Source organism: Staphylococcus sp. LKG4-2 (assembly GCF_050955665.1).
Classification (GTDB): domain Bacteria; phylum Bacillota; class Bacilli; order Staphylococcales; family Staphylococcaceae; genus Staphylococcus; species Staphylococcus saprophyticus.
In genome coordinates this window covers 1,873,416-1,887,555 of the sequence record NZ_CP194532.1, presented here as the reverse complement: position 1 = coordinate 1,887,555, position 14,140 = coordinate 1,873,416, and the positions used below count along the sequence as shown (strand labels likewise).

14 protein-coding genes are annotated in these 14,140 nt (G+C 33.2%); 13 read left to right on the top strand and 1 reads right to left on the bottom strand.

Annotated elements, in window-relative coordinates:
• The first annotated feature begins 69 nt into the window (after window positions 1–69).
• The 3 genes from ACM6UH_RS09255 to ACM6UH_RS09245 all read left to right on the top strand — a co-directional run bounded on the left by ACM6UH_RS09255 (window position 70) and on the right by ACM6UH_RS09245 (window position 1,200).
• Window positions 70–204, top strand: a complete 135-nt coding sequence (locus tag ACM6UH_RS09255; RefSeq protein ID WP_048787296.1) for a beta-class phenol-soluble modulin — start codon at window positions 70–72, stop codon at window positions 202–204.
• A gap of 38 nt (window positions 205–242) precedes the next feature.
• Entirely contained in the window at window positions 243–377 is a 135-nt protein-coding gene (locus ACM6UH_RS09250; RefSeq protein ID WP_011303334.1) for a beta-class phenol-soluble modulin, read from the top strand.
• 139 nt (window positions 378–516) lie between these two features.
• A complete protein-coding gene (locus ACM6UH_RS09245) occupies window positions 517–1,200 on the top strand; it encodes a YjjG family noncanonical pyrimidine nucleotidase (protein ID WP_011303333.1) in 684 nt (227 codons plus the stop codon).
• Window positions 1,201–1,314: 114 nt separating this feature from the next.
• Here the strand turns inward: ACM6UH_RS09245 and ACM6UH_RS09240 are convergent, their stop codons facing one another.
• Window positions 1,315–1,755 carry an N-acetyltransferase gene (locus ACM6UH_RS09240; protein WP_047503500.1) on the bottom strand — a complete coding sequence of 147 codons (441 nt, stop codon included), beginning with the start codon at window positions 1,753–1,755 and terminating at the stop codon, window positions 1,315–1,317.
• A gap of 262 nt (window positions 1,756–2,017) precedes the next feature.
• Between ACM6UH_RS09240 and bshC the strand changes: the two genes are divergently transcribed.
• From bshC to ftsZ, 10 genes are all read left to right on the top strand, one after another.
• Window positions 2,018–3,631, top strand: coding sequence for a bacillithiol biosynthesis cysteine-adding enzyme BshC (bshC, locus tag ACM6UH_RS09235; protein WP_048787295.1), 1,614 nt, complete (start codon window positions 2,018–2,020; stop codon window positions 3,629–3,631).
• 149 nt (window positions 3,632–3,780) lie between these two features.
• Window positions 3,781–4,212 carry a division/cell wall cluster transcriptional repressor MraZ gene (gene mraZ / locus ACM6UH_RS09230; RefSeq protein ID WP_011303330.1) on the top strand — a complete coding sequence of 144 codons (432 nt, stop codon included), beginning with the start codon at window positions 3,781–3,783 and terminating at the stop codon, window positions 4,210–4,212.
• Window positions 4,213–4,226: 14 nt separating this feature from the next.
• Window positions 4,227–5,162: a 16S rRNA (cytosine(1402)-N(4))-methyltransferase RsmH gene (gene rsmH, locus ACM6UH_RS09225; protein ID WP_011303329.1), complete on the top strand. Its 936-nt coding sequence runs from the start codon at window positions 4,227–4,229 to the stop codon at window positions 5,160–5,162.
• Window positions 5,163–5,176: 14 nt separating this feature from the next.
• Entirely contained in the window at window positions 5,177–5,569 is a 393-nt protein-coding gene (gene ftsL, locus ACM6UH_RS09220; RefSeq protein ID WP_011303328.1) for a cell division protein FtsL, read from the top strand.
• The gene (locus ACM6UH_RS09215) at window positions 5,550–7,784 is read left to right on the top strand and encodes a penicillin-binding protein (RefSeq protein WP_069822223.1); all 2,235 of its coding nucleotides are present in this window, start codon (window positions 5,550–5,552) and stop codon (window positions 7,782–7,784) included. The genes ftsL and ACM6UH_RS09215 overlap by 20 nt, the downstream gene beginning before the upstream one ends.
• 193 nt (window positions 7,785–7,977) lie before the next feature.
• A complete protein-coding gene (mraY, locus tag ACM6UH_RS09210) occupies window positions 7,978–8,943 on the top strand; it encodes a phospho-N-acetylmuramoyl-pentapeptide-transferase (RefSeq protein WP_011303326.1) in 966 nt (321 codons plus the stop codon).
• A gap of 1 nt (window position 8,944) precedes the next feature.
• On the top strand, window positions 8,945–10,294 hold the full coding sequence (gene murD / locus ACM6UH_RS09205) for a UDP-N-acetylmuramoyl-L-alanine--D-glutamate ligase (RefSeq protein WP_002483544.1): 1,350 nt from the start codon (window positions 8,945–8,947) through the stop codon (window positions 10,292–10,294).
• A gap of 15 nt (window positions 10,295–10,309) precedes the next feature.
• Window positions 10,310–11,197, top strand: a complete 888-nt coding sequence (locus ACM6UH_RS09200) for a cell division protein FtsQ/DivIB (RefSeq protein WP_052190972.1) — start codon at window positions 10,310–10,312, stop codon at window positions 11,195–11,197.
• Between the two features lie 105 nt (window positions 11,198–11,302).
• A complete protein-coding gene (gene ftsA / locus ACM6UH_RS09195; RefSeq protein ID WP_047503508.1) occupies window positions 11,303–12,733 on the top strand; it encodes a cell division protein FtsA in 1,431 nt (476 codons plus the stop codon).
• A gap of 29 nt (window positions 12,734–12,762) precedes the next feature.
• On the top strand, window positions 12,763–13,935 hold the full coding sequence (gene ftsZ, locus ACM6UH_RS09190) for a cell division protein FtsZ (protein WP_002483541.1): 1,173 nt from the start codon (window positions 12,763–12,765) through the stop codon (window positions 13,933–13,935).
• The last annotated feature ends 205 nt before the right edge of the window (window positions 13,936–14,140 follow it).

Here is a 14,140-nt window from a genome sequence, read left to right as displayed (position 1 = left end):
TAGTAAATATCGTTCACTACATTAAAAACAGTCATAATAATCTAATTTTTTATCGAGGGGCTTATTATAATGGAAGGTTTATTCGAAGCAATCAAAAACACAGTTCAAGCAGGTATTGCTGGAGACGGCGCAAAAATTGGATCAGGCGTTTTAGATATTATTTCTAACGGCGCATCATTAATTGGCAAAGCATTAGGACTTTAATCCAGAATTAAAAATAATACTTAAAGGGGCTTATTATAATGGCAGACTTATTTAACGCAATCAAAGAAACAGTACAAGCAGGCATCGCTGGAGACGGCGCGAAATTAGGAACAAGCATTGTAAGCATCGTAGAAAACGGTGTAGGCGTATTATCAAAATTATTCGGATTTTAGTATTATTAATATCATAAACAATGGTCAGGGTGATAACCTTGGCCATTTTTGTGTTATATAAGTATATAATAATATGGAGAAATTAAAGAATATGATATATTTGAAATAAATATATTTAAGCGTACTAGAGGGTGACAAAATGAGAACGAAAAGTTTACTTATAGATTTTGATGACACATTGGTGGATTTTGATGATGCAGAAGCATATGCATTTTATGAAATGACACAACAATTTCAAATAAAGACCAACCAAAATGATTTGCATACATTTAAAAAAATAAATCAGGCACATTGGGATGCTTTTCAAAAGAATGAATTAACTAAAGATGAAGTTTTAAGTAAACGTTTTGAGGCATACTTTCATTTACATCAAATGAAGATAGATGGTAAGTTAGCTGATCAAATCTTTAGAGATGAACTTGCGAATGCACCGATTAAACATTTTGATCAAACAATTGAAACTTTAAAACAATTAAAAGAACATCACGATTTGTATATAGTGACTAATGGTGTTTTAGAAACGCAAGAAAGACGAATTGAAAAAACGAAGATAGGTCATTGGTTTAAAGATATTTTTGTTTCTGAACAAACAGGATACCAAAAACCGATGCCTGAATTTTTTGATTACGTATTTAATAAGATAGGTGAAGATAAACGAGGTTACGCAATGATTATAGGTGATTCTATGTCTTCTGATATTTTAGGTGGGAAAAATGCGAATATCGAGACATGTTGGTTTAATCCAAGAAATAAAACAAATGATACGGAAATTAAACCAGATTATGTAGTGAATTCGTTAAAAGAAGTAATCGCGTATGTTTAACCGTTCATTTAATTATTACTAAACGAATTCAAGTCATATAAAATGCCCTTCAAAGTTTTCATTTTTTAATGATTGCTTTGAAGGGCACTTTTCATTTTATTAGGACCCGTTTGATTATGGAGTCCAAACTAAAACATCATGACCATCTCTATTTGTTTCTTCTAAATCTGTAAAACCTTGTTTAATGAAAAAATCTTTAGATTGATTTCGTGCGATGACTTTGATTGGTAAGCCTTGATCTTTGGCAAAATCTAATAAAGATGTGCCATAACCACGATCTTGAAAATCACGTAGCACTTCTAATTTCCAAATTACGTTATAATCATCAAAGCCCGGGAAATGAGTTTCCTCAACTTCTCCTTTACGATATAGTGCCATTCGAGCCCCTAAACAATCACCTACATAAATACCATAGAAAGGTGAATCTGAACTTGCATCAATCATTTCTCCTCGAAGTTCATCTACTAAATACAAATCTTTATTACCGAAGTTTCTGAAATCTTCGAATAGTTCGTCTGTTTTATAATTTATATCAAGACGCTTTACACTACTCATCGCATCTTCCCCCTTTGTTATCATTTATTCTATTATACCTTATTTTTATTGTTTTTTCACAAAAACGATAGTTTAAACATATATGTATAGTTGTTTATATTTATAAAAAATAGATACTGAAGTTTTTTGAAAAATGAAGTGATCTAAGTGTGTACATATTATATAGGTTATTAAAATTTGAAAATTATAAGCCGTTAAATTGTCAATGATGTATATAAACTTTATACTAATTAGGAATAGAGTAACATAAGGAGAATTACGCATGGATTGTATGATTACAAAACTTAATGAAAAAGATCAATTTATTTCTAAAATCAAAGATAGTGATTCAAAAATAGGACAGTTTTATCACTTTGATGCTATGCAAGAAAAGAGCTATAGTGAACGTTTATCAATGTCGAATAATGGCAGAGAAGTGGCATTAGCTCAAGTTATTAAAAATTACATGAGCGACTTAACATTAACAGAGAAGCAATTGCAAAATATTTCATTATTAAGCGAAGGCGCAAAAGTCATCATAGGTGGACAACAAGCTGGATTGTTTGGTGGGCCTTTATATACTTTTCATAAAATATTTTCTATTATAACGATGAGTGAAAAACTCTCAAAAGACTATAATACAAATGTAATACCAGTATTTTGGATTGCTGGTGAAGATCATGATTTTGATGAAGTAAATCATACTTATGCCTATAATGCTCAAAATGCAAAATTACAAAAAATAAAATATCATACAATGACGCCACCTGAAGCAAGCGTCTCAACATATTATCCTGATAAAGCGCAATTAAAAGACGCGTTGAAACTATTTTTTAAAGAAATGAACGAAACCACACATTCTAAGCAACTGATTGAAATGTGTACGAAGATTATTGATCAGTATGATAGCTGGACGGATATGTTTAAAGCGTTGTTGAACGAAGTGTTTAAAGCGTATGGTTTATTATTGATTGACGCAAACAATACTGAATTACGTAAATTAGAACAACCATTTATCCAAAAAATTATTGAACATCATCAAGATGTAGATGCGTCATTTAGAAATAATCAACAAAACACGATTGCTAATGGATTAGAACAAATGATACAGACTGATACGAATGTACATTTATTTTTACATGAAGATAACATGAGACAGTTACTTACTTTTAAAGATAATCAATTTTACCTAAGTAAATCAGATAAATACATGACTAAAGAGGAATTATTAAAAATACTTGAAGTTGAACCAGAACGTTTTTCAAATAACGTAGTCACACGACCAATAATGGAAGAATGGTTATTTAATACAGTTGCTTTTATTGGTGGTCCAAGTGAAATTAAATATTGGACGGAACTGAGTGAAGTTTTTAATACATTGGATGTATCGATGCCAATTGTATTACCACGATTAAGAATTAGTTACTTGTATCCACGAACTGAAAAATTACTTAGTCAATATCAATTAAAACAGCATTCGATTATAGAACAAGGTATTGAAAAAGATAAGGAAAAATTCATACGTGCGCAAGCATCTCAAACATTTGTTGATAAAGTGGAAGAAATTAAGGTGCAACAAGAAAAATTGTATCAATCACTACTAACTGAAGTTGCTGGTAACAATGATAACCAGTTATTAGTAGAGAAAAACAATCATATACACCAAAAACAATATGAGTATTTAATTAATAGGTATTTATTGAATATTGAAAGAGAAAATGAAATAAGTATGAAGCACTTTAAAGAATTAAGTGAAACACTTCATCCGATGGGCGGATTGCAAGAAAGAATTTGGAATCCACTTCAAATAATGAACGATTTTGGGATGGACGTGTTCAGTCCCTCCACCTACCCCCCACTTTCTTACACATTTGATCATATTATTGTTAAACCCTAGATATGAAAGGGATTCACCCGATTCATCAATTTGATGAATCGGGTATTTTTTTACGCTTTTTAAGAAAAACTAGTTAAATTTGTATAATTAGTGGAGGATAGTGGTGAGATGTGGTAAATTATATATATGAGAAGGTAAGGTGATTATAAATGTTCATGGGAGAATACGAGCACCAATTGGATACAAAAGGACGTATGATCGTTCCATCCAAGTTTCGCTATGACTTAAATGAGCGTTTTATAATCACTCGCGGCCTTGATAAATGTTTGTTTGGCTACACTTTAGAAGAATGGCAAGTCATCGAAGAGAAGATGAAGACATTACCAATGACTAAAAAAGACGCACGTAAATTTATGCGTATGTTCTTCTCTGGTGCTGTTGAAGTTGAGTTAGATAAACAAGGGCGTATTAATATTCCACAAAATTTACGCCAATACGCGAACTTAAGTAAGGAATGTACAGTAATAGGGGTTTCAAATCGCATTGAGATTTGGGACAGAGAAACTTGGAGCAGTTTCTATGATGAATCTGAAGAAAGTTTTGAAGATATTGCTGAAGACTTAATTGATTTTGATTTTTAAATGGAGGTGCTAAATTGTTTCATCATGTCAGTGTAATGCTTAAAGAGACCATTGATTATTTAAATATTAAGGAAGATGGCGTGTATGTCGACTGTACATTAGGTGGAGCAGGCCACGCACTCTATTTATTAAATCAACTCGGAGACGAAGGTAGACTTATTGCGATAGATCAAGATACAACAGCTATAGAAAACGCAAAAGAAGTATTGAAAGAACACTTACATAAAGTGACCTTCGTCCATAACAACTTTAGAAAAATAACTGAAATTTTAAATGATCTGAATATTGAAAAAGTAGATGGTATTTATTACGACCTTGGTGTTTCTAGTCCGCAACTGGACGTTCCTGAGCGAGGTTTTAGTTACCATCATGATGCAAAACTGGACATGCGTATGGATCAAACACAATCATTATCTGCTTTCGAAGTAGTAAATGAATGGGAATTCGAAAAATTAGTCAGAATATTTCATCGTTATGGTGAGGAAAAATTCTCTAAACAAATTGCCCGACGCATAGAACAAAATAGAGAGCAAAAGCCAATCGAAACGACATTAGAACTTGTAGATGTTATTAAAGAAGGTATTCCAGCTAAAGCAAGACGAAAAGGTGGACATCCAGCTAAAAGAATATTCCAAGCAATTAGAATTGCTGTAAATGACGAATTATCGGCATTTGAAGATTCATTAGAACAAGCAATTGATGCAGTAAAAATGGATGGTAGAATTTCAGTCATCACATTCCATTCATTGGAAGATCGGTTATGTAAACAAATGTTTCAAGAGTACGAAAAGGGGCCAGATGTACCAAGGGGATTACCAGTAATACCTGAAGCATACACACCTAAATTGAAACGCGTTAACCGTAAACCTATTATCGCAACTGACGAAGATCTTGAAGAAAATAATCGAGCGCGTAGTGCGAAGTTACGTGTTGCAGAAATATTAAAATAAGGAGTGAATGTTGAGTGGCAGTAGAAAAGATATATCAACCTTATAACGACATAGAGACACAAATACCTGAGTCGCCACCGTCGACCCAGACCAAAACCGTAAAACGCAAGGTAGTAGTTCAACTTACAAAGTTTGAGAAGATGTTATACATAGGACTAATAACAGTAATTGCTTTAATAAGTATATATATGCTATCTTTAAAAATGGATGCGTATGATACTCGAGGAAAAATTGCAGATTTAGATACAAAAATCGAAAAACAATCAAGTGAAAACAGCGCAATAGAATCTGAAATTAAAAAGAACTCTTCATATGAACGCATTTACGATAAGGCTAAAAACGAAGGAATGAGCCTTAAGAACGACAATGTAAAGGTAGTGCGTAATAATGTCGAAGCGAAAAATTAGATTTAAAAAACCCAAATTTCAAATAAAACAAAGTAAAATAGGGGCAGTCCTACTCATCCTTGGATTCGGACTGCTCTTTTTTACGTTGGTTTTAAGATATTCATATATTATGTTGACCGGACATTCTTCTGGAGAAGACTTAATAATGAAGGCAAATGAGAAATACTTAGTAAACACCCAAGAACAACCAGAACGAGGGAAAATTTACGATCGAAACGGCAAGGTATTAGCAGAAGATGTTGAACGGTATAAAGTAGTTGCAATTGTTGATAAAAAAGCAAGTGAAGGTAGCGATAAACCTAAACATGTAACTGACAAAAAGAAAACTGCGAAAAAATTGGCTACCGTTGTTGATATGTCGGCTAAAGAAATTGAAGATAAATTAAATAATAAAAAAACTTTCCAAGTTGAATTTGGTCAAAAAGGTACAGATTTGACTTATCAAGAAAAAGAAAAAATAGAAAAAATGAAACTTCCAGGTATCACACTATATCCTGAAACCGAAAGATTTTATCCTAATGGAAACTTTGCGTCTCATTTAATCGGTATGGCACAAAAGAATCCAGACAATGGAGAATTGAAAGGTGCTATGGGCGTAGAGAAAGTTTTTGATAGTTATTTATCTGGTCAAAAAGGTGCGTTATCTTATATTCATGATATCTGGGGATATATAGCGCCAAATACTAAGAAAGAGCAAACACCTAAACGCGGTGATGATGTTCATCTTACACTCGATTCGAATATTCAAGTATTCGTTGAAGAAGCATTGGATGGCATGGTAGAACATTACAAACCAAAAGATTTATTTGCAGTAGTGATGGACGCACATACAGGAGAGATATTGGCGTATAGCCAAAGACCAACTTTTAATCCTGAAACTGGTAAAGATTTTGGTAAAAAATGGGCAAACGACTTGTATCAAAATACGTATGAACCGGGTTCTACTTTTAAATCATATGGTTTAGCAGCAGCTATTCAAGAGGGTAAATTTGATCCAGATAAAAAATATACAGCTGAACCAAGAGAAGTAATGGGTTCAAAAATTTCTGACTGGAATAAAGTGGGTTGGGGTAAAATCCCAATGTCACTTGGTTTCACTTATTCTTCAAATACATTAATGATGCATTTGCAAGATTTAGTAGGTGCAGATAAAATGAAGGATTGGTACGAGAAATTTGGTTTCGGTAAGTCGACAAATGGTATGTTTGACGGTGAAGCTACAGGCGGCATCGCTTGGGATAATGAAGCTCAACAGAAAACATCTGCCTTTGGTCAATCTACAACAGTTACCCCAGTGCAAATGCTAAGAGCACAATCAGCATTCTTTAATGGTGGTAATATGTTGAAACCATGGTATGTTAACAGTATTTCAAATCCAGTAAGCAAAGATACTTTCTTCAAAGGTAAGAAAGAATATGCAGGCAAACCGATAACTAAAGATACTGCTAAAAAAGTTCGTACTGAATTAGATAAAGTAGTTAATAGTGAAGATAGTCACGCGAAAAATTATCAAATTGATGGTTATGATGTAGCTGGTAAAACAGGTACCGCACAAGTAGCTGACTCAGATAACGGTGGTTATGTTAATGGAGAAAATCCTTATTTTGTTAGCTTTATTGGTGATGCACCTAAAGATGATCCAGAAGTGATTGTTTATGCTGGTATGAGTTTAGCTCAGAAAAATGATCAAGAGGCATACGAAATGGGTGTCAGTAAGGCGTTCAAACCAATTATGGAAAACACATTGAAATATCTAAATGTTGGAGATAAAGAATCTAAAGACAAGTCAGATGTTAAATATAGTGAAGTACCTGAAGTTGAAGGTCAAGAAACTCAAAAAGCGCAAGATAAAGTGAATAGCAAATCGTTAGAACCAATCGTTATTGGTGACGGTGAGAAAATTACAAAACAATCGGTAACTGCAAATAAAAAAGTATTACCAAACAGTAAAGTCTTGTTACTCACTGATGGCGATATAACAATGCCAGATATGTCAGGTTGGACAAAAGAAGAAGTGGTAGCATTTGAAAATCTTGCGAATGTGAAGATAACGACTAAAGGTAGTGGATTTGTTTCACAACAATCAACAACCAAAGGTCAGAAAGTAAGCAAAAATGATAAGATTGAAGTAACTTTATCTTCAGAAGCTATTGATGGTCAGTCCTCAGAGGAGCAAGATAGTGAAAAAGATTCGAAAGATAGTAAAGATTCATAGCACATAACGAATACGGTATTACATTGATATTATCATGCATACTGCTGTACTAAATTGAGGTTTTAAACAATAGTGCGAATATTTTAAAGTGGAGTCAACACTGTGGAATGTTCGCCTATGACCTCTATACATAGTTTTAAACACTCAGCATAACGACATAATCCAATTAATTAAGTATATAAAGGAGCATAATATGGTTTATCTACTCGCAATCATCGCACTTTTAATCACATTTATATTAGTCCCAGTATTAATACCGACATTGAAAAGGATGAAATTTGGGCAAAGCATCCGAGAAGAAGGTCCTCAGAGTCACATGAAAAAAACAGGTACACCAACAATGGGTGGACTCACTTTCCTAATTAGTATCATCATAACTTCAATTTTAGCGATTATTTTTATAGATAATTCTAATCCTATTATTTTATTGTTATTTGTAACAATTGGATTTGGTTTGATTGGCTTTATAGATGATTACATTATTGTTGTAAAGAAAAATAACCAAGGCTTAACTAGTAAACAAAAGTTTTTAGCTCAAATCGCGATAGCAGTTATATTCTTTATATTGAGCCAAGTGTTTAATTTAACGGACTTTTCAACAGGAATTCATATACCATTTATCAATTTTGAAATTCCTTTGTCAATTGCGTATGTAATTTTCATAGTTTTTTGGCAAGTTGGCTTTTCAAATGCAGTTAATTTAACAGATGGCTTAGATGGTTTAGCAACTGGACTATCAATTATTGGTTTCGTTATGTATGCAATTATGGCTTATTTCCAAGGTGCAACATCTATTGGTTTATTCTGTATTATCATGATTTTTGCATTATTAGGATTCTTACCATTTAACTTAAACCCTGCAAAAGTATTTATGGGTGACACAGGTAGTTTAGCCTTAGGTGGTATCTTTGCTACGATTTCTATTATGTTAAACCAAGAACTTTCATTGCTATTTATTGGATTTGTATTCGTAGCTGAAACATTATCAGTGATGATACAAGTAACATCATTTAAATTAACAGGTAAACGTATTTTCAAAATGTCACCTTTACATCACCATTTCGAACTTGTCGGTTGGAATGAAACTAAAGTAGTAACGGTATTTTGGACAGTCGGTCTAATTACAGGACTAATTGGTTTATGGATTGGAGTGAGTTAACATGCTTAAATATAGAGGATTAGAAAATAAAAATGTTTTAGTCATTGGACTAGCAAAAAGTGGCTATGAGGCAGCGAAATTATTAAATAAACTTGGCGCAAATGTGATTGTGAATGATGGTAAAGATTTAAGTCAGGATGCACATGCAATTGATTTAGAAAATGAGGGTATTAAAGTCATTGGTGGAGAACATCCATTGTCTTTACTGGATAGTCATCCCATTATTGTGAAAAATCCGGGGATACCTTATACAGTACCTTTGATAGAAGCGGCTGTTGAAAAAGGTTTAACTATTTTAACTGAAGTTGAATTGAGTTACTTAATATCGGAAGCACCAATTATAGGTGTAACGGGTACAAATGGTAAAACAACTGTGACTTCATTAATTGGAGATATGTTCCAAAAAAGTAGAGTGACTGGGAAATTGTCTGGTAACATTGGCTATGTGGCTTCTAAAGTAGCACAAGAAGTGACTGCTGACGATTACTTAGTGACTGAATTATCTTCATTCCAGTTATTAGGAATTGATCAATATAAACCTCACATTGCTATTATTACAAATATCTATTCTGCACATTTAGACTATCATGAAACTTTAGACAATTACCAAAATGCCAAAAAGCAAATTTATAAAAACCAAACTGAAAATGATTATTTAATATGTAATTATCATCAACGTCATTTAATTGAATCAGAGACACTAAGAGCAAAAACGTATTATTTTTCAACACAACAAGAAGTTGATGGGATATATGTTAAAGATGACTACATCGTTTTCAAAGGTTTTAGAATTATCCATAAAGACGATTTAGTATTACCAGGAGAGCATAATTTAGAAAATATTCTTGCTGCTGTATTGGCTGCGCTACTTTCAGGTATATCCGTTAAAGCCATTATTGATAGTTTGACTTCTTTTTCTGGCATTGAGCATAGATTACAATATATTGGCACGAATAAAACAAATAAATATTATAATGACTCTAAAGCGACGAATACACTTGCGACACAATTTGCATTGGATTCGTTTAAACAACCAATAATTTGGTTATGTGGTGGCTTAGATAGAGGAAATGATTTTGATGAATTAATTCCTCATATGAAAAATGTCAGAATGATGGTCGCTTTCGGTGAAACGAAAGAAAAATTTATCAAATTAGGTGAAAGTCAAGGAAAGTATGTAATTACAGCAAACGACGTGCAAGATGCTGTTGATAAAATTCAGTCAGTTATAGAGCCAAACGATGTTGTGTTACTTTCTCCGGCTTGCGCAAGTTGGGATCAATACAATACTTTTGAAGAGCGAGGAAATAAGTTCATTAAAAGTTTCCAAGCAAATTTACCTTCTTTTTAAAGGGTGTGAAAATGAATGGCTGATAAAGTAAAAGAATTTGATTCGGATTATTTGAAAGAAAAAAGAGCAAAACGACGAAAAAGACAGAAACAAATTCAATATTCAATATTTGGTGTTTTGTTATTCATCATCATTTTAATCTTGATTTATATGTTTACGCCCTTAAGTAAAGTTAATAGTGTGAAGATAGCTGGAAACGATAATGTTTCTAAAAGTACGATAGATAAAGCTATTAATGTAAAAAGCAGTTCACGAATGTATACGTATAGTACAACAAAAGCTAAAAACAATTTAGAAGACAACGAGCTTATCAAAAGTGCAGAAGTTAAAAAAGTTTTTCCAAATAAACTATCCGTTAAAGTGACTGAAAAGCAAATCGTTGCGATGGTTCAAAAGAAAGATAATTATGTGCCAATTTTAGAAGATGGATCAGAATTAAAGAATTATGATGGAAATGCGACGGATGATGGCCCAATTCTTGAAGGGTTTGAAAAAGATAAAAAAGAAAAAATTATTCATGAATTATCAAGTATGCCAGCAAATGTGAGAAGCATGATTGCAGAAATTAAATACGATCCTCAAGAAAATGCGCAAAGCCAAATCAAATTATTTACAACAGATGAAATACAAATAGTAGGTAATTTAAATACAATTGCTAATAAAATGAAGTATTATCCACAAATGTCGCAATCCTTAGAACGTGATGAATCTGGTAACTTGAAAAAATCAGGGTATATTGATTTATCAGTAGGTGCATCATTTATTCCATATAGTGATGGAGGTAGTACAAAATCTACGAGCGAGCAAAATGTACAGAAAAAAACAAGCGAAGAAAATGAAGCAAAAGATGAGTTGCAAAGTGCATTAAATAGAATTGCAGATAAGTCAAACGAAAATAATTAAAAAATTTAGACAAACACATGTGTTTATAGTTCACAAGCGTTAAAACGTATTGTAAACTGTTAATAGTGTCAACTTGAATAAGTGATTGTCAGGAGGTGCCTATCTATGGAAGAGCATTATTATGTAAGTATAGATATCGGTTCATCAAGTGTTAAAACAATAGTGGGCGAAAAATTTCACAACGGAATAAATGTGATAGGTACAGGACAGACCTACACAAGTGGGATTAAAAATGGTCTTATTGATGACTTCGATATTGCGAAACAAGCGATAAAAGATACAATCAAAAAAGCCTCTATTGCTTCAGGAGTAGATATAAAGGAAGTCTTTTTAAAACTTCCAATAATCGGAACAGAAGTATTTGATGAGTCTAATGAAATAGAATTTTATGAAGATACTGAATTAAATGGTACGCACATTGAAAGTGTGCTTGAAAGTATTAGAGACAAAAATGATGTACCAGAAACTGAAATTATTAACGCATTTCCAATTAAATTTGTTGTTGATGGCGAAAATGAAGTTTCTGATCCAAAAGAACTGATTGCAAGACATAGTTTGAAAGTTGAAGCAGGCGTCATCGCAATTCAAAAATCAATTTTAATTAATATGATTAAATGTGTTGAGTCTTGTGGAGTAGATGTACTAGATGTTTATTCTGACGCATATAATTATGGCTCAGTGCTTTCTGCTACTGAAAAAGAATTAGGTGCTTGTGTAATTGATATTGGTGAAGACATCACACAACTTGCGTTTTATGAACGTGGAGAATTAGTTGATGCAGATGCTTTAGAAATGGCAGGTCGTGATATTACTGAAGATATAGCCAAAGGGTTAAATACTTCATTTGAGACTGCTGAAAAAGTTAAACATCAATATGGACACGCTTTCTTTGAATCTGCATCGGATCAAGATATCTTTACTGTTGATCAAGTAGATAGCGAAGAAGATGTTCAATTTACTCAAAAAGATTTAGCAGATATTATCGAAGCACGAGTTGAAGATATTTTCTTCAATGTATTTGAGGTTTTACAAGACTTAGGTCTTACAAAAGTAAACGGCGGTTTCGTAGTTACTGGTGGTTCGGCTAATTTATTAGGAGTCAAAGAATTGTTGCAAGATATGGTGAGTGAGAAAGTTAGAATTCATACACCATCACAAATGGGAATTAGAAAGCCTGAATTCTCATCAGCAATTTCAACAATTTCTAGTAGCATTACTTTCGACGAATTGCTAGATTATGTTACAATTAGTAATCGTGACAGTGAAGAATTCGAAGAGGAAGTCATCGAATCTGATGAAAGAGAACACAGTACAAAATCAAGCGGATTTGATTGGTTCAAGAAAAAATCGAACAAGCAAGATGATGAACTTCAAGCTACTTCTTCAGAATCAACTCGAACAAAAGAATCTGTTGTTGATGAAGAAGAACCAGAGGTATACGACGATGAAGTAAATGTCGAACACGATGAAGAACTTAAACCTCAGGAAAAAGAAGAAGGTAAATTTAAAAAACTTATGAAATCTCTATTCGATTGATTGGCCATTAAAACTAGGAGGAAATATAAATGTTAGAATTTGAACAAGGATTTAATCATTTAGCGACGTTAAAAGTCATCGGTGTAGGGGGCGGCGGTAATAACGCTGTAAACCGTATGATTGACCATGGTATGAATAATGTTGAGTTTATTTCTATTAATACGGATGGACAAGCTTTAAACTTATCTAAAGCTGAGTCAAAAATCCAAATTGGTGAAAAATTAACTCGTGGTTTAGGCGCTGGCGCTAACCCTGAAATTGGTAAAAAAGCAGCTGAAGAATCACGTGAACAAATTGAAGATGCAATCCAAGGTGCAGATATGGTATTCGTAACTGCTGGTATGGGTGGCGGTACAGGTACTGGTGCAGCACCTGTAGTAGCTAAAATTGCTAAAGAAATGGGTGCGTTAACAGTTGGTGTTGTAACACGTCCATTTGGTTTTGAAGGTCGTAAGCGTCAAACTCAAGCTGCAGCAGGTGTAGAAGCTATGAAAGCTGCTGTTGATACATTAATTGTTATTCCTAATGACCGTTTATTAGATATCGTTGATAAATCAACACCTATGATGGAAGCATTTAAAGAAGCTGATAATGTATTACGCCAAGGTGTTCAAGGTATTTCTGATTTAATCGCAGTATCAGGTGAAGTTAACCTTGACTTTGCAGACGTTAAAACAATTATGTCTAACCAAGGTTCAGCATTAATGGGTATCGGTGTTTCTTCTGGCGAAAATCGTGCTGTTGAAGCTGCTAAAAAAGCAATTTCATCACCATTATTAGAAACTTCAATCGTTGGTGCACAAGGTGTGCTTATGAATATTACAGGTGGAGAATCATTATCATTATTCGAAGCTCAAGAAGCAGCAGACATCGTACAAGATGCAGCTGACGAAGATGTTAATATGATATTTGGTACTGTAATTAATCCTGAACTACAAGATGAAATTGTTGTAACAGTAATCGCAACTGGTTTTGAAGATAAACCTTCATCACAAGGTCGCAAAGCTTCAAACACAGGATTTGGAAGCAGTGCTACAAGCAGCAATACAACTAAAGAAGACACATTCGCTTCAAACACAACGAATGCGTCTCAATCATCAGATAGTGCTAGTGAAGGTAGAGCACATACTACGAATGAAGATGACATTCCAAGCTTTATTAGAAATAGAGAAGAAAGACGTTCAAGAAGAACTAGACGTTAATTTAAAATCTTTTTGTAATATATGATTATAAATAAAAGTTGAGTCTGAGGCATAAACAATGCTTCAGGCTTTTTTCTGATATGATAAAGTATCGCTTATCCATAGAACTACTTTATAGAACTACTTTTCAGAACTACTTTTTCATTTATGAATAATAGTAGTTCTTATACATGAGCTTTAGCTCAGGTAATCCGTTTTCTTACTG